This window comes from Pseudomonas sp. Root329 (assembly GCF_001424925.1).
GTDB lineage: Bacteria > Pseudomonadota > Gammaproteobacteria > Pseudomonadales > Pseudomonadaceae > Aquipseudomonas > Aquipseudomonas arabinosi.
Genome location: NZ_LMCV01000028.1, coordinates 34,817 through 55,537 on the forward strand (window position 1 = coordinate 34,817; position 20,721 = coordinate 55,537).

At 59.6% G+C, this 20,721-nt stretch carries 15 protein-coding genes; 10 read left to right on the plus strand and 5 right to left on the minus strand.

What is annotated here, in order from left to right:
* Window positions 1–64: 64 nt before the first annotated feature.
* The 4 genes from ASC74_RS20605 to ASC74_RS20620 form a co-directional block, all read right to left on the minus strand.
* Window positions 65–2,911: a valine--tRNA ligase gene (locus ASC74_RS20605; RefSeq protein WP_056743583.1), complete on the minus strand. Its 2,847-nt coding sequence runs from the start codon at window positions 2,909–2,911 to the stop codon at window positions 65–67.
* 232 nt (window positions 2,912–3,143) lie between these two features.
* On the minus strand, window positions 3,144–3,539 hold the full coding sequence (locus tag ASC74_RS20610; RefSeq protein ID WP_056743585.1) for a hypothetical protein: 396 nt from the start codon (window positions 3,537–3,539) through the stop codon (window positions 3,144–3,146).
* Between the two features lie 8 nt (window positions 3,540–3,547).
* Window positions 3,548–3,976, minus strand: a complete 429-nt coding sequence (locus ASC74_RS20615) for a DNA polymerase III subunit chi (protein WP_056743587.1) — start codon at window positions 3,974–3,976, stop codon at window positions 3,548–3,550.
* A gap of 59 nt (window positions 3,977–4,035) precedes the next feature.
* Window positions 4,036–5,526 (minus strand): leucyl aminopeptidase, encoded by a 1,491-nt coding sequence (locus tag ASC74_RS20620; protein WP_056743590.1) that lies wholly within the window; start codon window positions 5,524–5,526, stop codon window positions 4,036–4,038.
* A 306-nt stretch (window positions 5,527–5,832) separates the two neighbouring features.
* Here ASC74_RS20620 and lptF point away from each other — a divergent pair, with 306 nt between their 5' ends.
* The 8 genes from lptF to pdxJ all read left to right on the plus strand — a co-directional run bounded on the left by lptF (window position 5,833) and on the right by pdxJ (window position 14,404).
* Window positions 5,833–6,951, plus strand: coding sequence for an LPS export ABC transporter permease LptF (gene lptF / locus ASC74_RS20625; protein ID WP_056743591.1), 1,119 nt, complete (start codon window positions 5,833–5,835; stop codon window positions 6,949–6,951).
* Window positions 6,944–8,005, plus strand: a complete 1,062-nt coding sequence (lptG, locus tag ASC74_RS20630; protein WP_056743593.1) for an LPS export ABC transporter permease LptG — start codon at window positions 6,944–6,946, stop codon at window positions 8,003–8,005. The genes lptF and lptG overlap by 8 nt, the downstream gene beginning before the upstream one ends.
* Window positions 8,006–8,176: 171 nt before the next feature.
* Window positions 8,177–9,976, plus strand: coding sequence for a translation elongation factor 4 (lepA, locus tag ASC74_RS20635; RefSeq protein ID WP_008151572.1), 1,800 nt, complete (start codon window positions 8,177–8,179; stop codon window positions 9,974–9,976).
* A 5-nt stretch (window positions 9,977–9,981) separates the two neighbouring features.
* Window positions 9,982–10,836 carry a signal peptidase I gene (gene lepB / locus ASC74_RS20640; protein ID WP_056743595.1) on the plus strand — a complete coding sequence of 285 codons (855 nt, stop codon included), beginning with the start codon at window positions 9,982–9,984 and terminating at the stop codon, window positions 10,834–10,836.
* A gap of 184 nt (window positions 10,837–11,020) precedes the next feature.
* A complete protein-coding gene (gene rnc, locus ASC74_RS20645) occupies window positions 11,021–11,710 on the plus strand; it encodes a ribonuclease III (RefSeq protein ID WP_010463056.1) in 690 nt (229 codons plus the stop codon).
* The gene (gene era, locus ASC74_RS20650; protein ID WP_008151577.1) at window positions 11,703–12,605 is read left to right on the plus strand and encodes a GTPase Era; all 903 of its coding nucleotides are present in this window, start codon (window positions 11,703–11,705) and stop codon (window positions 12,603–12,605) included. Before rnc ends, era begins: the two co-directional genes overlap by 8 nt.
* Before the next feature lie 162 nt (window positions 12,606–12,767).
* Complete coding sequence (gene recO, locus ASC74_RS20655) at window positions 12,768–13,451, plus strand: DNA repair protein RecO (RefSeq protein WP_056743597.1); 684 nt, start codon at window positions 12,768–12,770, stop codon at window positions 13,449–13,451.
* A gap of 209 nt (window positions 13,452–13,660) precedes the next feature.
* A complete protein-coding gene (gene pdxJ, locus ASC74_RS20660; protein ID WP_056743599.1) occupies window positions 13,661–14,404 on the plus strand; it encodes a pyridoxine 5'-phosphate synthase in 744 nt (247 codons plus the stop codon).
* Between the two features lie 142 nt (window positions 14,405–14,546).
* Here pdxJ and mltF read toward each other — a convergent pair whose 3' ends face one another.
* Entirely contained in the window at window positions 14,547–16,007 is a 1,461-nt protein-coding gene (mltF, locus tag ASC74_RS20665) for a membrane-bound lytic murein transglycosylase MltF (RefSeq protein ID WP_056743601.1), read from the minus strand.
* 274 nt (window positions 16,008–16,281) lie between these two features.
* On the opposite strand from mltF, the gene purL reads away from it, so the two are divergent.
* Together purL and ASC74_RS20675 are read left to right on the plus strand one after the other, a co-directional pair.
* A complete protein-coding gene (gene purL, locus ASC74_RS20670) occupies window positions 16,282–20,178 on the plus strand; it encodes a phosphoribosylformylglycinamidine synthase (protein ID WP_056743602.1) in 3,897 nt (1,298 codons plus the stop codon).
* A 20-nt stretch (window positions 20,179–20,198) separates the two neighbouring features.
* Window positions 20,199–20,510, plus strand: a complete 312-nt coding sequence (locus ASC74_RS20675) for a Nif3-like dinuclear metal center hexameric protein (RefSeq protein ID WP_056743604.1) — start codon at window positions 20,199–20,201, stop codon at window positions 20,508–20,510.
* Window positions 20,511–20,721 lie beyond the last annotated feature (211 nt).

Sequence of the window (20,721 nt, forward strand, 5' to 3'; positions counted from 1 at the left end):
GGAAAGTGATGGGCACAAAAAAGGGAGGCCGTTTCGGGCCTCCCTTTTTCATTGCGATTTGCCGTTACAGGCTGGCAATCCGCGCATGCTGCTCGGCCAACTTGCCCAAAGCCTGTTCAGCTTCAGCCAGTTTGGCGCGTTCCTTCTCGATGACTTCGGCCGGAGCCTTGTCGACGAAACCGGCGTTAGACAGCTTGCCGCCCACGCGCTGAACTTCACCCTGCAAACGCAGGATTTCCTTGTCCAGACGCGCCAGTTCGGCGTCTTTGTCGATCAGGCCGGCCATCGGCACCAGCACTTCCATCTCGCCCACCAGTGCAGTGGCGGACAGCGGTGCTTCTTCGCCGGCAGCCAACACAGTGATCGATTCGAGGCGAGCCAGCTTCTTCAGCAGGGCTTCGTTCTCGGTGAGACGACGCTGATCTTCGGCGCTGACGTTTTTCAGGAATAGGTTCAACGGCTTGCCTGGACCGATGTTCATCTCGGCGCGGATGTTGCGCGTGCCGAGCATCAGTGTCTTCAGCCACTCGATGTCATCTTCGGCAGCCTGGTCGATGCGTGCTTCAACGGCCACTGGCCACGGTTGCAGCATGATCGTCTTGCCTTCGATACCGGCCAGCGGCGCGATGCGCTGCCAGATTTCTTCGGTGATGAACGGCATGAACGGGTGTGCCAGACGCAGCGCGACTTCCAATACCCGAACCAGCGTGCGGCGGGTGCCGCGCTGACGTTCGACCGGAGCGTTTTCGTCCCACAGCACAGGCTTGGACAGTTCCAGGTACCAGTCGCAATACTGGTTCCAGATGAACTCGTACAAAGCTTGTGCGGCCAGATCGAAGCGGAACTGATCGAGTTGACGGGTCACTTCAGCTTCGGTGCGTTGCAGCTGCGAAATGATCCAGCGATCCGCCAGCGACAGCTCGTAAGCCTCGCCGTTCTGACCGCAGTCTTCGCCCTTGTCCAGAACGTAGCGCGCGGCGTTCCAGATCTTGTTGCAGAAGTTGCGATAGCCCTCGACGCGGCCCATGTCGAACTTGATGTCGCGACCGGTGGACGCCAGCGAGCAGAAGGTGAAACGCAGGGCGTCGGTGCCGTAGCTGGCAATGCCGTCGGCGAACTCGTCGCGGGTCTGCTTCTCGATCTTCTTCGCCAGTTTCGGCTGCATCATGCCCGAGGTGCGTTTCTGCACCAGGTCTTCGAGCTCGATACCGTCGATGATGTCCAGCGGGTCCAGGACGTTGCCCTTGGACTTGGACATCTTCTGGCCCTGGCCATCTCGCACCAGGCCATGAACATAAACGGTCTTGAACGGAACCTGCGGTGTGCCGTCTTCGTTCTTCACCAAGTGCATGGTGAGCATGATCATCCGGGCAACCCAGAAGAAAATGATGTCGAAGCCAGTCACCAGCACGTCGGTGGAATGGAATTTCTTCAGGAACTCGGTCTGCTCAGGCCAGCCGAGCGTCGAGAACGTCCACAGACCCGAACTGAACCAGGTGTCGAGAACGTCGTTGTCCTGTTGCAGCGCCACGTCCGGGCCGAGGTTGTGCTTGGCACGTACTTCGGCTTCGTCGCGACCGACATAGACTTTGCCCGACTCGTCGTACCAGGCCGGAATCCGGTGGCCCCACCACAGCTGACGGCTGATGCACCAGTCCTGGATGTCGCGCATCCACGAGAAGTACATGTTTTCGTACTGTTTCGGCACGAACGCGATGCGGCCGTCTTCAACAGCAGCGATAGCTGGCTCGGCCAATGGCTTGGTCGACACGTACCACTGGTCGGTCAGCCACGGCTCGATGATGGTGCCGGAGCGGTCGCCTTTCGGCACTTTCAGCGCGTGGTCGTTGACGCTGACCAACAGGCCGGCAGTATCGAATGCAGCAACGATCTGCTTGCGCGCTTCGAAGCGGTCGAGGCCGGCGTATTCGCCTGGGATCTTGCCGTCGATGCTTTCGTTCAGCGTGCCGTCGAGGTTGAACACCTGGCAGGCCGGCAATACAGCAGCGTTCTTGTCGAAGATGTTCAGCAGCGGCAGGTTGTGGCGCTTGCCGACTTCGTAGTCGTTGAAATCGTGGGCCGGGGTGATTTTCACGCAGCCGGTACCGAATTCAGGATCGCAATAATCATCGGCGATGATCGGAATGCGGCGGCCGACCAGCGGCAGCTCGACGAATTTGCCGATCAGGGCTTGGTAGCGTTCATCGTTCGGGTTAACCGCTACGGCGGCGTCGCCAAGCATGGTTTCCGGGCGAGTGGTCGCGACGATCAGGTAATCGTTGCCTTCAGCGGTCTTGGCGCCGTCGGCCAGCGGGTATTTCAGGTTCCACAGGAAACCTTTCTCGTCGTGGTTTTCCACTTCGAGGTCGGAAATCGCCGTGTGCAACTTGGTGTCCCAGTTGACCAGGCGCTTGCCGCGGTAGATCAGGCCGTCTTCATGCAGGCGCACAAAGGCTTCTTTAACGGCTTCCGAGAGGCCGTCGTCCATGGTGAAACGCTCGCGGCCCCAATCCACGGACGAGCCGAGACGGCGGATCTGACGGCTGATGTTGCCGCCGGACTGATCCTTCCATTCCCAGACTTTCTCGAGGAATTTCTCACGGCCCAGGTCGTGACGACTCTGGCCCTGAGCTTCGAGTTGACGCTCCACCAGCATTTGCGTGGCGATACCGGCGTGGTCGGTACCCGGCTGCCACAGGGTGTTACGACCCTGCATGCGACGGAAACGGATCAGGGCGTCCATGATCGCGTTGTTGAAGCCGTGACCCATGTGCAGGCTGCCGGTGACGTTCGGCGGCGGGATCATGATGGTGTAGGACTCGCCCGCGCCTTGCGGGGCGAAGTAATTCTCTGACTCCCAGGTGTTGTACCAGGAAGTTTCAATGGCGTGCGGCTGGTAGGTCTTATCCATGCGCGGCGGGACCCTATTGGCATTTATTCAGGAAAAGCCGGCAAGTATAGCGGGGCATGGGGCGTAGGGCGAGCAGGTGCGGACCGGGCGCATCATCAAAAACGACGCAAATCAAATGTGGGAGCGGCGGTGCGGCGATCCGACTTGCTCGCGAAGGGGCCATCACCTTCAACATTGATGTTGGCTGATACATCGCTTTCGCGAGCAAGCCCGCTCCCACAGGAGGCGGGGGTTATTCGTATTGGCTAAGGAGGCGTTCCATCCGCGCGCTGAGGCGGCGCTTGATTTCGGTTTCGATGTGCGGGGCGAAGTCGTCGATCACGTCTTGCATGATCAATTGCGCGGCGGCGCGCAGTTCGCCATCCAGGTGCAGCAGGTCGTCGGGGCCTTTGCTGGCGGCGGGTGCCGGTTGGGCGGCTGGGGCAGCAGGAGCGGGTGGCGCCGGTTCGAGAATTGGCGGGCTGGCGCCGACGGTATCGAACAGCATCGGAATCTGTTCCTGATCACCTTCCTCGACCGTGTCGGTGAGCAAGGGCGGTTGCAGGTTGTCATCGCCGAGCAGTTGGCGGATCGACTCAAGGTCATCCAGCAGGTGCGCGGACTTTTGCTGCGGTTTTGGAGTGTCCATCGGAATGCTCAGAGTCGCTGTAAACGGTGATCTTGCAGAGGATAGCCCTGTTCGCGGTAGAAACGGAAACTCTCCCGCGCAGCCGTACGAATCGTCGGATCTTCCACCACCACTTCCGCCACGCGGGCGAACCTGTTGGCGAATGCCGGGACTTTCAGGGCGAGATTGACCAACAGGTCCTGATGCGGGCCGCAGTCATCGCCAAGACCCAGCACAATCAAACCGTCCGGCTCATTTTCAGCGGGGCCGTGAGGCACAAAGCTTTCGCCCTTGAAGGCCCACAGGCGCGCATCGAGATCGTCGCGTTGGGCGGCATCGCTGCAATGCAGATAGATGCGGTGGCCCATGCGCCAGGCTTTTTCGGTGAGCTTGCAGGCAAAGTCCAGCCGCGCTGAAGGATCGGCGCTGGGCAGGATATAGAAGTCGACTTTGGTCATTGCGGTTCCTGAGCCAAGGGCGGCGTCACCCGCAGGTAACGCCCCCTGGGTCATCGGTTTCAGGCTTTGGCGCGGTCCAGCAGGTATTGGGTCAGCAACGGAACCGGACGGCCAGTGGCGCCCTTGTCCTTGCCGCCACTGGTCCAGGCCGTGCCGGCGATGTCCAGGTGCGCCCAGTTGAGGTTCTTGGTGAAGCGCGACAGGAAGCAGGCAGCGGTGATGGTGCCGGCTTTCGGGCCGCCAATGTTGGCGATGTCGGCGAACGGGCTGTCCAGCTGTTCCTGGTACTCATCGAACAGCGGCAGTTGCCAGGCGCGATCGTCAGCCGATTGGCCGGCGCTCAGCAGTTGGCCGATCAGCTCGTCGTTGTTGCCCAGCAGGCCCGACGTGTGGGAACCCAGTGCAACGACGCAAGCACCGGTCAGGGTGGCGATGTCGATCACCGCTTGCGGCTTGAAGCGCTCGGAGTAGGTCAGGGCGTCGCACAGCACCAGGCGGCCTTCGGCGTCGGTGTTGAGGATTTCCACGGTCTGGCCGCTCATGGTGGTGACGATGTCGCCGGGACGCGAAGCGTTGCCGCTCGGCATGTTCTCGGCGCAGGCCAGGATGCACACCAGGTTGATCGGCAGTTTCAGTTCGAGCACGGCACGCAGGGTGCCGAATACGCTGGCAGCGCCGCCCATGTCGTACTTCATTTCATCCATGCCGGCGCCCGGTTTCAGGCTGATGCCACCTGTGTCAAAGGTGATGCCTTTGCCGACCAGTGCATACGGCTTCTCGGATTTCTTGCCGCCGTTGTATTGCATGACGATCAGGCGCGGTGGCTGGGCGCTGCCCTGGCCGACGGCGTAGAACGAGCCCATGCCCAGGTCCTTGATCTTCTTCTCATCGAGGACTTCGACTTTCAGGCTCTTGAATTCTTTGCCCAGGTTCTTCGCTTGCTCACCGAGGAACGTCGGGTGGCAGATGTTCGGCGGCAGGTTGCCCAGGTCGCGGGTGAATGCCATGCCGTTGGCGATGGCGGTGGCGTGGGCCACGGCGCGCTCGACTTCAGCCTGGGCAGCCTTGATGGTCACCAAAGTGATTTTCTTCAGGGCGCGAGGTTCGGCTTTCTGGCTTTTGAACTGGTCGAACGTGTATTCGCCGTCCACCAGGGTTTCGGCCAGCAGGCGGGTTTTGCCGTAGCTGTCACGGCCTTTGACCACGACTTCGTCCAGGGCCAGTACCGCGTCGCTGCCGCCCAGGCCTTTAAGGGTATTGAGGATGCCGGCGATGATTTTGCGGAACGGGCGGTCGCCCAGCTCTTCGTCCTTGCCTACGCCGACCAGCAGCACGCGTTCGGCCTTGAGGTTCGGCAGGCTGTGCAACAACAGGCTCTGACCGACTTTGCCAGCCAGGTCGCCGCGCTTGAGCACAGCGCTGATGGCGCCACCGCTCAGTTCGTCGAGTTGTTTGGCAACGGCGCCGAGCTTGCGGCCTTCGCCGACGGCGACCACCAGAGTGGCGGTTTTCAACGTTTCTGGGCTAACGCTTTTTACAACCAGTTCCATGTCCGGGTCCCTGAATTAATGGTCAACACGCAAGTGTTCGACGGCATGCGTTCGAACTTGCTTATAAATAGAAAGACGCAGGTCACGGCCCGCGACAAAGGCCGCAGTTTGAACCTCGTGCCCTGAGCCTGACAACCCTCGGTTGTACGATCTTCAGCGCATTACCCGCCTGCTTGAGCATGCGCAGTGACAGGCGCACCCAATCACAGGATAATGCGCCATCTTTTTCGGCGGCTCTGCCCTGCGGGCTGTCTGATACGTTTGCTTGTTTGGCCGCCTTAGCCTGACAACCCTGGAGTGTCTGGTTTGATCGTCTTCCGTTATCTATCCCGCGAAGTCCTGTTGACCTTGAGCGCCGTCAGCGCCGTGCTGTTGGTCATCATCATGAGCGGTCGCTTCATCAAATACCTCGCCCAGGCGGCCTCTGGTCTCCTGGATCCGGGCTCGCTATTCCTGATCATGGGTTTCCGTCTGCCGGGCTTCCTGCAATTGATTCTGCCGTTGGGCCTGTTTCTCGGGATCCTGCTGGCCTACGGTCGCCTGTACCTCGAAAGCGAAATGACCGTGCTGTCGGCCACCGGCATGAGCCAGCAGCGCCTGTTGGTCATGACCCTTTTTCCAGCCACCCTGGTTGCACTGGTGGTGGCATGGCTGAGCCTGAGCCTGGCGCCACAAGGCGCCAATCAATTCCAGTTGCTGCTGAACAAGCAGGATGCCCTGACCGAGTTCGACACCCTCGAGCCGGGTCGCTTCCAGGCGCTGCGTGACGGGACACGGGTGACCTACACCGAAACGCTGTCGGATGACCGCATCAACCTCGGTGGCGTGTTCATTTCGCAGAAGAACGTCAATTCCGATAACAAGGATCGCGGGATTTCCGTGCTGGTGGCCGAGAAGGGCCGTCAGGAAATTCGCCCCGACGGTAACCGTTACCTGATTCTCGACAACGGCTATCGCTATGACGGCAATCCGGGACAGGCTGATTACCGGGCGATCAAGTACGACGAGTACGGCGTATTGCTGCCCAAGCCGGACGTCAGCGATGAAGTGACCGACCGTGACGCGATGGCCACCAGTACCCTGATCGCCAGCGATGACATTCGCTCCCGCACCGAGCTGCAATGGCGTCTATCTCTGCCATTGCTGGTCTTCATCGTGACCCTGATGGCGGTGCCGCTGTCGCGGGTCAATCCGCGTCAAGGCCGTTTCCTCAAGCTGCTGCCGGCGATTCTTCTTTATATGGCTTACCTGAGTATTCTGATTGCCGCTCGTGGCGCCCTTGAAAAAGGCAAGATTCCGGCTGTTCTGGGGTTGTGGTGGGTTCACGCGATCTTTCTGGCGATTGGCCTGGGCTTGCTCTATTGGGAGGCAATGCAATTGAAATTGGCGAGTCGCCGCAGCGCGCTGGAGATGGCTCGTGGATAAGCTCGATCGCTACATTGGTAGCAGCGTGTTCGTGGCAATTCTGGCGGTACTGGGGATCATTCTCGGTCTGGCGACGCTGTTCGCGTTCATCGATGAAATGAGTGAGGTCAGCGATACCTACACCCTGCTCGACGTGTTGAGTTATGTCCTGCTGACCGCGCCGCGTCGTCTATACGACATGTTGCCGATGGCTGCACTGATCGGTTGCCTGATCGGCCTCGGCAGTCTGGCCAGTCACAGCGAGCTGACCATCATGCGCGCTGCGGGTGTGTCGATCGGGCGCATCGTCTGGGCGGTCATGAAACCGATGCTGGTTCTTATGGTGGTAGGTGTGCTGATCGGCGAATACGTTGCGCCGGCCACCGAAGTCACCGCTCAGGCCAATCGCTCCCTGGCCCAGGGCAGCGGCGACGCGCAAAGCGCCAAGCATGGCCTGTGGCACCGTCAGGGGGATGAGTTCATTCACGTCAACTCCGTGCAGCCAAACGGTTTGCTGTATGGCGTGACCCGTTATCGCTTCGACGATCAGCGCCACATGCTGTCCTCGAGCTTCGCCAAGCGCGCCGAATTCGACAAGGATCACTGGCAGCTCAGCGATGTCACGACCACGTTATTCCATGACAAGAGCACCGAAGTGGTGACCGCTCCGGTCGAGCGCTGGAACGTGGCGCTGAGCCCGCAACTGCTGGATACCGTGGTGATGTCGCCCGATTCGCTGTCGATCAGCGGTCTGTGGGGCTACATCCACTACCTGGCCGACCAGGGCTTGAGCAATGGTCGTTACTGGTTGGCATTTTGGGTCAAGGTGTTGCAACCGCTGGTCACCGCCGCGCTGGTGCTGATGGCGATTTCCTTCATCTTCGGTCCGTTGCGCTCGGTGACCCTCGGTCAGCGAGTGTTCACTGGCGTGTTGGTGGGCTTCACCTTCCGTATCGTTCAGGATTTGCTCGGCCCTTCGAGCCTTGTCTTCGGTTTCTCGCCGCTGTTTGCGGTGCTTGTTCCGGCGGGTGTTTGTGCCTTGGCCGGGGTCTGGTTGTTGCGCCGGGCCGGTTGATCAAGGGTTTCTCCTGACCTTGCAGGTCACTCAAAACGCCCCTGTCGCAAGACCGGGGCGTTTTTGTATCCGCCGTCTGACCTGCGAACGTGACGCTTGCGCCGTGGATCAGGTACAATTCCCGGCTATTTTTCGGCGGGCTATGCCTGCAGCCTTTTTGAGTGTTGATCCGTGAGTGATTTGAGTCATATCCGCAATTTCTCCATCATCGCCCACATTGACCATGGCAAGTCGACGCTGGCCGATCGCTTCATCCAGATGTGTGGCGGCCTTGCCGAGCGCGAAATGGAAGCCCAGGTTCTGGACTCCATGGACCTGGAACGTGAACGCGGGATCACCATCAAGGCCCACAGCGTCACCCTGTATTACACCGCTCGCGATGGCATCAAGTACCAGCTGAACTTCATTGACACCCCGGGCCACGTTGACTTCACCTACGAAGTCAGCCGGTCGCTGGCGGCCTGTGAAGGTGCCTTGCTGGTGGTCGATGCCGGTCAGGGCGTTGAAGCGCAGTCGGTAGCCAACTGCTACACCGCGATTGAGCAGGGCCTGGAAGTGATGCCGGTCCTGAACAAGATCGACCTGCCTCAGGCCGATCCGGACCGCGTGAAAGAAGAAATCGAAAAAATCATCGGCATCGATGCCACCGACGCGGTCGAGTGCAGTGCCAAGACCGGTCTGGGCGTCGACGAAGTGCTGGAGCGTCTGGTCAAGACCATTCCTGCGCCGACCGGCAACTATGAAGATCCGCTGCAAGCGTTGATCATCGACTCCTGGTTCGACAACTACCTGGGCGTTGTTTCCCTGGTTCGCGTGCGTCACGGTCGTGTGAAGAAGGGCGACAAGATCCTGGTCAAGTCCACCGGCAAGATCCACCTCGTGGACAGCGTCGGTGTCTTCAACCCGAAACACACCGCCACCGTTGACCTGAAGGCCGGCGAAGTGGGCTTCATCATCGCCGGTATCAAGGACATTCACGGTGCACCGGTCGGTGACACCCTGACCTTGAGCTCCACGCCGGACGTCGACGTGCTGCCAGGCTTCAAACGCATTCAGCCGCAGGTGTACGCCGGCCTGTTCCCGGTCAGCTCCGACGACTTCGAAGATTTCCGTGAAGCCCTGCAAAAGCTCACGCTCAACGACTCGTCCCTGCAATACACCCCGGAAAGCTCCGACGCACTGGGCTTCGGCTTCCGTTGCGGGTTCCTCGGCATGCTGCACATGGAAATCATCCAGGAGCGCCTGGAGCGCGAGTACGACCTGGACCTGATCACCACGGCGCCGACGGTAATTTTCGAGCTGCTGCTGAAAACCGGTGAAACGATCTACGTCGACAACCCGTCGAAGCTGCCAGACCTGTCCTCGATCGAAGACATGCGCGAGCCGATCGTGCGGGCCAATATTCTTGTGCCGCAAGAGCACCTGGGCAACGTCATTACCCTGTGCATCGAGAAGCGTGGCGTACAGCACGACATGCTGTTCCTCGGCACCCAGGTTCAAGTGACCTACGATTTGCCGATGAACGAAGTGGTCCTGGACTTCTTCGACCGTCTGAAATCCACCAGCCGTGGCTATGCTTCGCTGGATTACCATTTCGATCGTTATCAATCGGCTAATCTGGTGAAACTGGATGTGCTGATCAACGGTGACAAGGTCGACGCCCTGGCGTTGATCGTGCACAAGGATAACGCGCACTACAAAGGTCGCCAGTTGACCGAGAAGATGAAAGAACTGATTCCACGTCAGATGTTCGACGTCGCGATCCAGGCCGCCATTGGCGGGCAGATTATTGCGCGGACCTCTGTCAAGGCGCTCAGAAAGAACGTATTGGCCAAATGCTACGGCGGTGACGTTAGCCGTAAGAAGAAACTGCTTGAAAAGCAAAAGGCCGGTAAAAAACGCATGAAGCAAGTCGGTAACGTGGAAATTCCACAAGAAGCCTTCCTTGCAGTGCTCAGGTTGGATAGTTAGGTCCTATGTCACTAAATTTCCCGCTGTTGCTGGTCATCGCCGTGTTCGTCTGCGGCCTGTTGGCGTTGCTCGATCTGGTTTTCCTGGCGCCGCGTCGGCGTGCCGCCATTGCCTCCTATCAGGGCAGCGTCAGCCAGCCTGATGGGGTGGTGGTCGAGAAACTGAACAAAGAGCCGCTGCTGGTCGAGTACGGCAAGTCGTTCTTCCCGGTGTTGTTCATCGTGCTGGTACTGCGTTCGTTCCTGGTGGAACCGTTCCAGATTCCTTCCGGCTCGATGAAACCGACCCTGGACGTTGGCGACTTCATTCTGGTGAACAAGTTTTCTTACGGGATCCGCTTGCCGGTGATCGACAAGAAAGTCATCGAAGTCGGTGATCCACAGCGCGGCGATGTGATGGTGTTCCGTTACCCTAGCGATCCGAACGTCAACTACATTAAACGTGTGGTGGGCCTGCCGGGTGACCAGATTCGTTACACCGCCGACAAGCGTCTGTTCGTCAACGGTGAGTCGGTTGCCGAACAACTGGTCGGCTCCGAGCCGGGCACGTTGGGCAGCGCTGAGCTCTACAAGGAAAAACTCGGCGTTGCCGAGCACCTGATCCGCAAGGAAATGAGCCGTTACCGCGCAACGCCGGACCACTCGTGGACCGTGCCTGCCGGGCACTACTTCATGATGGGCGACAACCGCGACAACTCGAACGACAGTCGCTTTTGGGATGATCCGAGCATTCCCAAGGATCTGCTGGGCATGGTTCCCGACAAGAATATCGTCGGCAAGGCCTTCGCAGTCTGGATGAGCTGGCCGGAACCTAAACTCAGTCACCTGCCGAATTTCTCGCGGGTTGGCCTGATCAAGTAATCACACACGGCGCTGTTGAACACAGCGCCGAATGCATTTCTGGAACCGGCATAATCGGCACCAGAAGCATGAAAACAATGATATTCAGGACGTTATTTTTGAACACAGCGTTAATTGTCCCAAGCCTGCGCCGCATCACGGCGATGGCGGTGGAATCCAACCACGAACTCAGCGTGGGTAAACCGTGAGCGTCTCCTTAAGCCGTCTCGAGCGTCAGCTCGGCTACACCTTCAAGGATCAGGAACTGATGGTCCTGGCCCTGACTCACCGCAGCTTTGCCGGGCGTAACAACGAACGCCTGGAATTCCTCGGTGATGCCATCCTTAACTTCGTCGCTGGCGAGGCGTTGTTCGATCGCTTCCCGCTGGCTCGCGAAGGTCAGTTGTCGCGCTTGCGCGCACGCCTGGTGAAAGGCGAGACCCTGGCCGTACTGGCTCGCGGTTTCGATCTGGGCGAATACCTGCGCCTGGGTTCCGGTGAATTGAAAAGCGGCGGTTTCCGTCGCGAGTCGATTCTGGCCGATGCCCTTGAAGCGCTGATTGGTGCGATCTACCTGGATGCCGGCATGGACATGGCGCGCGAGCGTGTGTTGGCCTGGCTGGCCGGGGAGTTCGAAGGCCTGACGCTGGTCGACACCAACAAAGATCCAAAAACCCGCCTGCAGGAATTCCTGCAGTCGCGTGGTTGTGAGCTGCCACGTTACGAAGTGGTGGATATCCAGGGTGAGCCACATTGCCGGACGTTCTTCGTCGAATGTGAAATCACCTTACTGAATGAAAAAAGCCGAGGTCAGGGTGTGAGTCGTCGTATTGCCGAACAGGTAGCGGCCGCCGCAGCACTGATTGCCCTGGGTGTGGAGAATGGCAATGACTGATTCAACTGCAACTCGCTGTGGCTATGTTGCCATCGTCGGCCGTCCCAACGTGGGCAAGTCCACGCTGCTGAACCACATCCTGGGTCAGAAACTGGCGATCACCTCGCGCAAACCGCAAACCACCCGCCACAACATGCTGGGCATCAAGACCGAAGGCGCCGTGCAGGCGATCTACGTCGACACCCCTGGCATGCACAAAGGTGGCGAAAAAGCCCTGAACCGCTACATGAACAAGACCGCTTCGGCGGCGTTGAAAGACGTCGACGTGGTGATCTTCGTGGTTGACCGCACCAAGTGGACCGACGAAGACCAGATGGTCCTTGAGCGCGTCCAGTACGTGACCGGCCCGCTGATCGTGGCGCTGAACAAGACTGACCGCATCGAAGATAAAGCCGAGCTGATGCCGCACCTGACCTGGTTGCAGGAACAGTTGCCGAACGCGCAGATCATGCCGATCTCGGCCCAGCACGGGCATAACCTCGAAACGCTGGAGCGCGTGATTGCCGGTTACCTGCCGGAAAACGATCACTTCTTCCCGGAAGACCAGATCACCGACCGCAGCAGCCGCTTCCTCGCCGCTGAACTGGTACGCGAGAAAATCATGCGCCAGATGGGCGCCGAGCTGCCGTACCAGATCACCGTCGAAATCGAAGAGTTCAAGCAGCAGGGCAAAACCCTGCACATCCATGCCTTGATCCTCGTCGAGCGCGACGGCCAGAAGAAAATCATCATTGGCGACAAGGGCGAGCGGATCAAACGCATCGGCACCGAGGCGCGCAAGGACATGGAATTGCTGTTCGATTCCAAGATCATGCTCAACCTCTGGGTCAAGGTGAAAGGCGGCTGGTCCGACGACGAACGCGCCTTGCGTTCGCTGGGTTACGGCGACCTGTAAATCGTCTGGCAGCACATGGATCCACTGTGGGAGCGGGCTTGCTCGCGAAGAGGATGTAACATTCAGCATTGATGTTGACTGTCACACCGCCTTCGCGAGCAAGCCCGCTCCCACATTGGTTTTGGGTTGTCAGAAAAACTGCAATCCTTCATCGAGAGCTTTATGTCCCAGCCCATCGGCCAACCCGCCTTCGTGCTCCACAGTCGCGCTTACCGCGAAAACAGCGCGCTGGTGGATTTCCTCACGCCGCAAGGTCGGCTGCGGGCGGTGTTGCGCAGTGCTCGGGGCAAGGCCGGAACGCTGGCGCGGCCATTCGTGCCGCTGGAGATCGAGTTCCGTGGGCGTGGTGAATTGAAGAACGTCGGTCGCATGGAAAGCGCTGGCGTTTCCACCTGGCTCAATGGTGAGGCGTTGTTCAGCGGTCTCTACCTCAATGAGCTGTTGATTCGGCTGTTGCCGTCCGAAGACCCGCATCCCGCTGTGTTTGACCACTACGCCGCGACCCTGCTTGCGCTTGCCGAAGGTCGTCCGCTGGAACCGTTGTTGCGTTCCTTCGAGTGGCGGCTGCTCGATGATCTCGGTTACGGCTTCGCCTTGACCACCGACATCCATGGCGAGCCCATCGCGCCGGACGGTCTCTACCGTCTGCAAGTGGATGCGGGGCTCGAACGGGTCTACCTGCTGCAACCCGGTCTGTTCAACGGCACCGAACTGTTGGCCATGGCCGATGCAGATTGGTCAGCCCCTGGTGCACTATCGGCAGCCAAGCGCTTGATGCGCCAGGCACTGGCCGTTCATCTGGGCGGTCGTCCCTTGGTGAGTCGCGAGTTGTTTCGCAAGCCATAGGGTCTGTTGATGCTTGGCAGCGGCTGCGCCGGGCGCCCACTTGGCGCAGGGCTGCGTTGCTCGGAACTTATTTGGAACAACCAAACTACGTTCCTCGCGCCTTGCCCTGCACCAAGTGGTCATCCGTCGCGGCCGCTGCCAAACATCAACAGACCCTATCTCCCCGTGTATGCTGTGCGCCGAACTTTTCCATTTTCAGGAGCGCTTCCGTGACCACCAGCAATCGCATTCTTCTTGGCGTGAACATCGATCATGTTGCCACCCTGCGTCAGGCCCGGGGCACGCGCTATCCGGATCCGGTCAAGGCAGCACTGGACGCGGAAGAGGCGGGCGCTGACGGCATTACCGTGCACCTGCGCGAAGACCGTCGGCACATTCAGGAGCGCGATGTGTTGCTGCTCAAGGATGTGCTGCAAACCCGCATGAACTTCGAAATGGGCGTCACCGAAGAGATGATGGCGTTCGCCGAACGCATTCGTCCGGCGCACATTTGCCTGGTACCGGAAACCCGTCAGGAGCTGACGACCGAAGGTGGTCTGGACGTGGCAGGGCAGGAAGCGCGGATCAAGGCGGCGGTGGATCGCCTGTCAAAGATCGGCTGTGAAGTGTCGCTGTTCATTGATGCTGACGAGCGGCAGATCGAAGCGTCCCGTCGTGTGGGTGCGCCGGCTATTGAGCTGCATACCGGTCGTTATGCCGATGCCGAGACGCCGACCGATGTGGCTGAAGAGCTCCAGCGTGTGGCGGATGGCGTGGCGTTTGGTCTGGCTCAAGGTTTGATCGTCAACGCTGGCCACGGTCTGCACTACCACAACGTTGAAGCAGTAGCCGCGATCAAGGGCATCAACGAACTGAACATCGGTCATGCGCTGGTGGCTCATGCGTTGTTCGTCGGGTTCAAGTCGGCGGTGTCGGAAATGAAAGCGCTGATTCTGGCCGCCGCAAAAGCCTAAGCCGAACACAAAACCAAAATGTGGGAGCGGGCTTGCTCGCGAATGCGGAATATCAGTCAACTTATCTGTTGAATGACACACCCCATTCGCGAGCAAGTCGAATCGTCGCACCGCCGCTCCCACATTTGATTGGTGATGGTCGTTAAAGCTGTGGGGTTTCCTGATTCGGTTTGGTCTTGTCGACCCCCGGCACATGCAGGTTGCCCTCGGCGACCTGATTGCCTTCCAGCTGTGGCTGCGTCACCCACGTCAGGATGTCGTAGTAGCGGCGGATGTTCGCCACGAAGTGAACGGGTTCGCCGCCACGGGCATAGCCGTATCGAGTTTTGCTGAACCACTTCTTCTCGGACAGGCGCGGCAGGATCTTTTTCACGTCCAGCCACTTGTCCGGGTTCAATCCTTCCTTGGCCGCCAGTTTGCGCGCGTCATCCAAGTGGCCGCTGCCAACGTTGTAGGCCGCCAGTGCAAACCATGTGCGATCCGGCTCCTGGATCGACTCATCCAGCTGATCCTTCATGTAGGCCAGGTACTTGGCGCCACCCATGATGCTTTGTTTGGGGTCCAGTCGGTTGGACACACCCATGGCCTGCGCGGTGTTCTGGGTCAGCATCATCAGGCCACGCACGCCGGTCTTCGACGTGACGGCCGGTTGCCATAGCGATTCCTGATAGCCGACTGCGGCCAGCAGGCGCCAATCGACTTTCTCTTTCTTGGCGTACGCCTTGAAGTGCTGTTCGTATTTGGGCAGACGTTGCTGCAAGTGTTGGGCGAAGGTGGTGGCGCCCATGTAACCCAGTACATCGACGTGCCCGTAATAGCGGTCTTTGAGACGTTGCAAGGTGCCGTTTTTCTTCACCTTGTCGAGGTAGTCGTTGATCTCGTTGAGCAAGCTGTTGTCGTCGCCAGCGGCCACTGCCCAGCTCTGGTTGCTGGCATCACCGAGGTCGAAGGCCACTTGTATGTTGGGGAAGTAGACCTGGTTCATCGCGACTTCGTTTGAATCGACCAGGGTCAGATCGATCTGACCTTCATCGACCATCCGCAGCAAGTCGACGACTTCAACGGCGTCGGACTCTTCGTATTCAATGCCGGGAAATTTCTTTTTCAGCTCCGCCAACTGCTCGGCGTGGGTGCTGCCCTTGAGCACCATGATCTTCTTGCCGACCAGATCCTTCGCGTCGGTCGGCCGGGATTGGCCGTTGCGATAGATGATCTGCGGGGTGACTTCGAGATAGGAGTGGGAAAACCGCACCTGCTTTTTACGTGCTTCGCTGCTGACCAGGCCGGCAGCAGCGATCACCGGGCCGTTGGGTTTGCCCACCTGATTAAACAGGTCGTCGAGGTTGTCGGCGGTTTCGATTTTGAGTTCCACCCCCAGATCGTCGGCGAAGCGCTTCACCAGCTCGTATTCGAAGCCGGTTTCACCGTTGCGATCCTGAAAGTAGGTGGCGGGACTGTTACGGGTAACCACCCGCAGCACGCCATCCTCCTTTACGCGCTCCAGCGTGTTGGGTTTATCAACACAGCCACCGAGCACAAGGAAGAGTCCGGTTGCGATCAGCCATTTGGCGAACCGCGGACGCAAAGCCGTTGGGGAAAACATCTGCGCAGTATACGCAAAGGACCACGAGCGCCATATCTCGACAGCGAAGGGCTTGTCTGCTAGGCAACTGAAAACCGCTCCGGAGCCCGCAGGAATGGGCCCGAGCAGCATTTTGTGACAGAAAAGATAACGCTCGGCGCGCGCCGGTTCGAGGTCCGAACACCCGGCCCGACGCCCGGGTGCAGCCGCCCGTACCGTTTCGGGTGATGTCGCGGCCTGTTTAGGCTAGAATGCACGGCCTCAAAGCACACCCCTTCCCGAGGCTGTCCCGAAGATGTTGATCCTGCGCGGCGCTCCTGCCCTTTCTGCCTTTCGCCACAGCAAACTCCTTGAGCAACTGAGCCAGAAGGTCCCGGCTGTCAGCGGCTTGTATGCTGAATTCGCTCACTTCGCCGAAGTTACCGGCGTCCTGACCGGCGACGAACAGCAGGTGCTCGCGCGCCTTCTGAAGTACGGCCCAAGTGTTCCGGTACAAGAGCCAACCGGTCGTCTGTTCCTGGTGTTGCCGCGGTTCGGCACCATCTCGCCATGGTCCAGTAAAGCCAGCGACATCGCTCGCAACTGTGGCCTGACGAAAATCCAGCGTCTTGAACGTGGCATCGCGTTCTACGTCGCCGGCCAGTTCAGCGACGCCGAAGCGCAACTGATCTCCGATGCGCTGCACGACCGCATGACCCAGATCGTCCTCGGCAACCTTGAACAAGCCGCCGGCCTGTTCAGTCATGCCGAGCCGAAACCGCTGACCGCGATCGACGTGTTGGGTGGCGGCCGCGCCGCGCTGGAAAAAGCCAACACCGAGCTGGGCCTGGCCCTGGCCGAAGACGAGATCGACTATCTGGTCAATGCCTTCGTCGGCTTGAAGCGCAACCCGCACGACATCGAACTGATGATGTTCGCCCAGGCGAACTCCGAGCACTGCCGTCACAAGATCTTCAACGCCAGTTGGGACATCGACGGTCAGAGCCAGGAAAAAAGCCTGTTCGGCATGATCAAGAACACCTACGTGATGCACAGCGAAGGCGTTCTGTCAGCTTATAAGGACAACGCTTCGGTGATCGTCGGTAACGTCGCCGGCCGTTTCTTCCCGGACCCTGAAACCCGCCAGTACGGCGCGGTGCAGGAACCGGTGCATATCCTGATGAAAGTCGAAACTCACAACCACCCGACCGCGATTGCCCCGTTCCCGGGCGCGTCCACTGGTTCCGGTGGCGAGATTCGCGACGAAGGCGCAACCGGTCGCGGTGCCAAGCCAAAGGCTGGCCTGACCGGCTTCACCGTGTCCAACCTGCAGATCCCGGGCTTCGAACAGCCGTGGGAAGTGCCATACGGCAAACCTGAGCGCATTGTCACCGCGCTGGACATCATGATCGAAGGCCCACTGGGTGGCGCCGCGTTCAACAACGAATTCGGTCGTCCGGCACTGACCGGTTACTTCCGTACCTTCGAACAGTCGATCACCACCCCGCGTGGCGACGAAGTTCGCGGTTACCACAAGCCGATCATGCTGGCCGGCGGTATGGGTAACATCCGTGCCGAACACGTGCAGAAAGGCGAGATCATCGTTGGCTCCAAGCTGATCGTGCTCGGCGGTCCAGCCATGTTGATCGGACTGGGCGGCGGCGCGGCTTCTTCAATGGCTACCGGCACCAGCTCGGCCGACCTGGACTTCGCTTCCGTACAGCGCGAAAACCCTGAGATGGAACGTCGCTGCCAGGAAGTCATCGACCGTTGCTGGCAGTTGGGTGAACACAACCCGATCAGCTTCATCCACGACGTCGGCGCGGGCGGTCTGTCCAACGCCTTCCCGGAACTGGTCAACGATGGCAACCGTGGCGGTCGCTTCGAACTGCGCAACATTCCAAACGACGAGCCGGGCATGGCCCCGCACGAAATCTGGAGTAACGAATCCCAGGAACGCTACGTCCTGGCGGTCGGCCCGGCTGACTTCGAACGCTTCCAGGCGATCTGCGAACGCGAGCGTTGCCCGTTTGCTGTCGTCGGCGAAGCCACTGCCGAGCCGCAACTGACGGTCACCGACAGTCACTTCGGCAACAGCCCGGTGGACATGCCACTGGAAGTGCTGCTGGGCAAAGCCCCGCGCATGCACCGTTCGGCCGTTCGTGAAAACGAAATGGGCGACGATTTCGATCCGTCGACCCTGGAGATCGCAGACTGCGTTGAACGCGTCCTGCATCACCCGGCCGTTGCGAGCAAAAGCTTCCTGATCACCATCGGCGACCGCACCATCACCGGCCTCGTGGCCCGTGATCAGATGGTCGGCCCGTGGCAGGTTCCGGTAGCCGACGTTGCCGTCACCGCCACCAGCTTCGACGTGTACACCGGTGAAGCCATGGCCATGGGCGAGCGCACTCCGCTGGCTCTGCTGGACGCTCCGGCGTCGGGCCGTATGGCCATCGGCGAAACCCTGACCAACATCGCGGCTTCGCGCATCAACAAAATCTCCGACATCAAACTGTCGGCCAACTGGATGTCCGCTGCCGGTCACCCAGGCGAAGACGCGCGTCTGTACGACACCGTGAAAGCGGTCGGCATGGAGTTGTGTCCAGAGCTGGGCATTACCATTCCGGTGGGCAAGGACTCCATGTCCATGGCCACGCGCTGGAACGACGAAGGCGTCGACAAGACCGTCACCTCGCCGATGTCCCTGATCGTGACCGGTTTCGCGCCTGTGGCTGACATCCGTCAGACCCTGACGCCGGAACTGCGCATGGACAAGGGCACCACCGACCTGATCCTCATCGATCTGGGCCGTGGCCAAAACCGCATGGGCGCCTCGATCCTGGCCCAGGTTCACGGCAAGCTCGGCTCGCAAGCACCGGATGTCGACGACGCCGAAGACCTCAAAGCCTTCTTCGCCGTGATCCAGGGCCTCAACGCCGACGGTCACCTGCTGGCTTACCACGACCGTTCCGACGGTGGTCTGCTGACCAGCACCGTGGAAATGGCCTTCGCCGGTCATTGCGGTCTGAGCCTGAACCTCGACGGTCTGGCAGAAACCTCCGCCGACATCGCAGCAATCCTGTTCAACGAAGAACTGGGCGCCGTGATCCAGGTTCGCCAGGACGCTACTCCAGACATCCTCGCGCAGTTCAGCGCTGCCGGTTTGGGTGACTGCGTGTCGGTGATCGGTCAGCCGATGAACAACGGCCAGATCAGCATCACCTTCAACGGCGAAACCGTGTTCGAAGGTCAGCGTCGTCTGCTGCAACGTCAGTGGGCCGAAACCAGCTACCAGATCCAGCGTCTGCGTGATAACGCCGACTGCGCCGAACAAGAGTTCGACGTGCTGCTGGAAGAAGACAACCCGGGCCTGAGCGTCAAGCTGAGCTACGACGTCAACCAGGACGTCGCTGCGCCTTACATCAAGAAAGGCATCCGCCCACAGGTTGCCGTGCTGCGTGAGCAGGGCGTCAACGGTCAGGTGGAAATGGCGGCCGCGTTCGACCGCGCCGGTTTCAACGCGATCGACGTGCACATGAGCGACATTCTGGCCGGCCGTGTCGACCTGAACGAGTTCAAAGGTCTGGTCGCTTGCGGCGGTTTCTCCTACGGCGACGTTCTCGGCGCCGGTGAAGGCTGGGCCAAGTCCGCGCTGTTCAACAGCCGCGCTCGCGATGCGTTCCAGGGTTTCTTCGAACGTAACGACAGCTTCACCCTCGGCGTGTGCAACGGTTGCCAGATGATGTCCAACCTGCACGAGCTGATCCCGGGCAGCGAGTTCTGGCCGCACTTTGTGCGTAACCGTTCCGAGCAGTTCGAAGCCCGAGTGGCGATGGTTCAGGTTCAGGAATCGAACTCGATCTTCCTGCAAGGCATGGCCGGTTCGCGTATGCCGATCGCTATTGCTCACGGTGAAGGTCATGCCGAGTTCGCCAGCGAAGAAGCGTTGCTGGAAGCTGATCTGTCGGGTTGTGTGGCGATGCGCTTTGTCGACAACCACGGCAAGGTCACCGAAAGCTACCCGGCCAACCCGAACGGCTCSCCGCGCGGGATCACCGGTTTGACCAGCCGCGACGGTCGCGTGACGATCATGATGCCTCACCCGGAGCGTGTGTTCCGCGCGGTGCAGAACTCGTGGCGTTCGGAAGACTGGAACGAAGACGCGCCTTGGATGCGTATGTTCCGTAATGCTCGTGTTTGGGTTAACTAAGAGCGGGTTAACTGAAGGCTATGTATAAACTTTCCTTTTTTGTTCCGGCCAGTCATGTGGAACAGGTCAAAAGTGCCGTATTCGCCGCCGGTGGCGGACGGATTGGTGCTTACGACCATTGCGCATGGCAAGTGCTCGGCCTTGGCCAGTTTCGTCCATTGGATGGCAGTCAGCCGTTTATTGGTGGAGCGGGGCAGGTCGAGCAGGTTGAGGAATGGAAGGTTGAGCTTGTCGTGGCGGATGAGTTGATTCGTTCTGTGGTGATGGCTCTGAAGCAGAGTCATCCCTATGAGACGCCGGCTTATGAAGTGTGGCGGTTGGAGGATTTTTGATCTGCCTGCCGCTGAAATGAGAAACCCGCTGAACAGTGTTTGGCGGGTTTTTTTTGTCCGCGATTTGGAGAGAGGTGGAGTACATATCCATTTCTGCGGTAACGGCCACTTAGGGTTTCGCCCTTACGGCGACTCACTTTTTTTTCAAACCGGTACGTGTCAAGGTACCTGTCGCCTTGCTCCTACAGTTGTTAGCCCGTTGCGCCCCTAA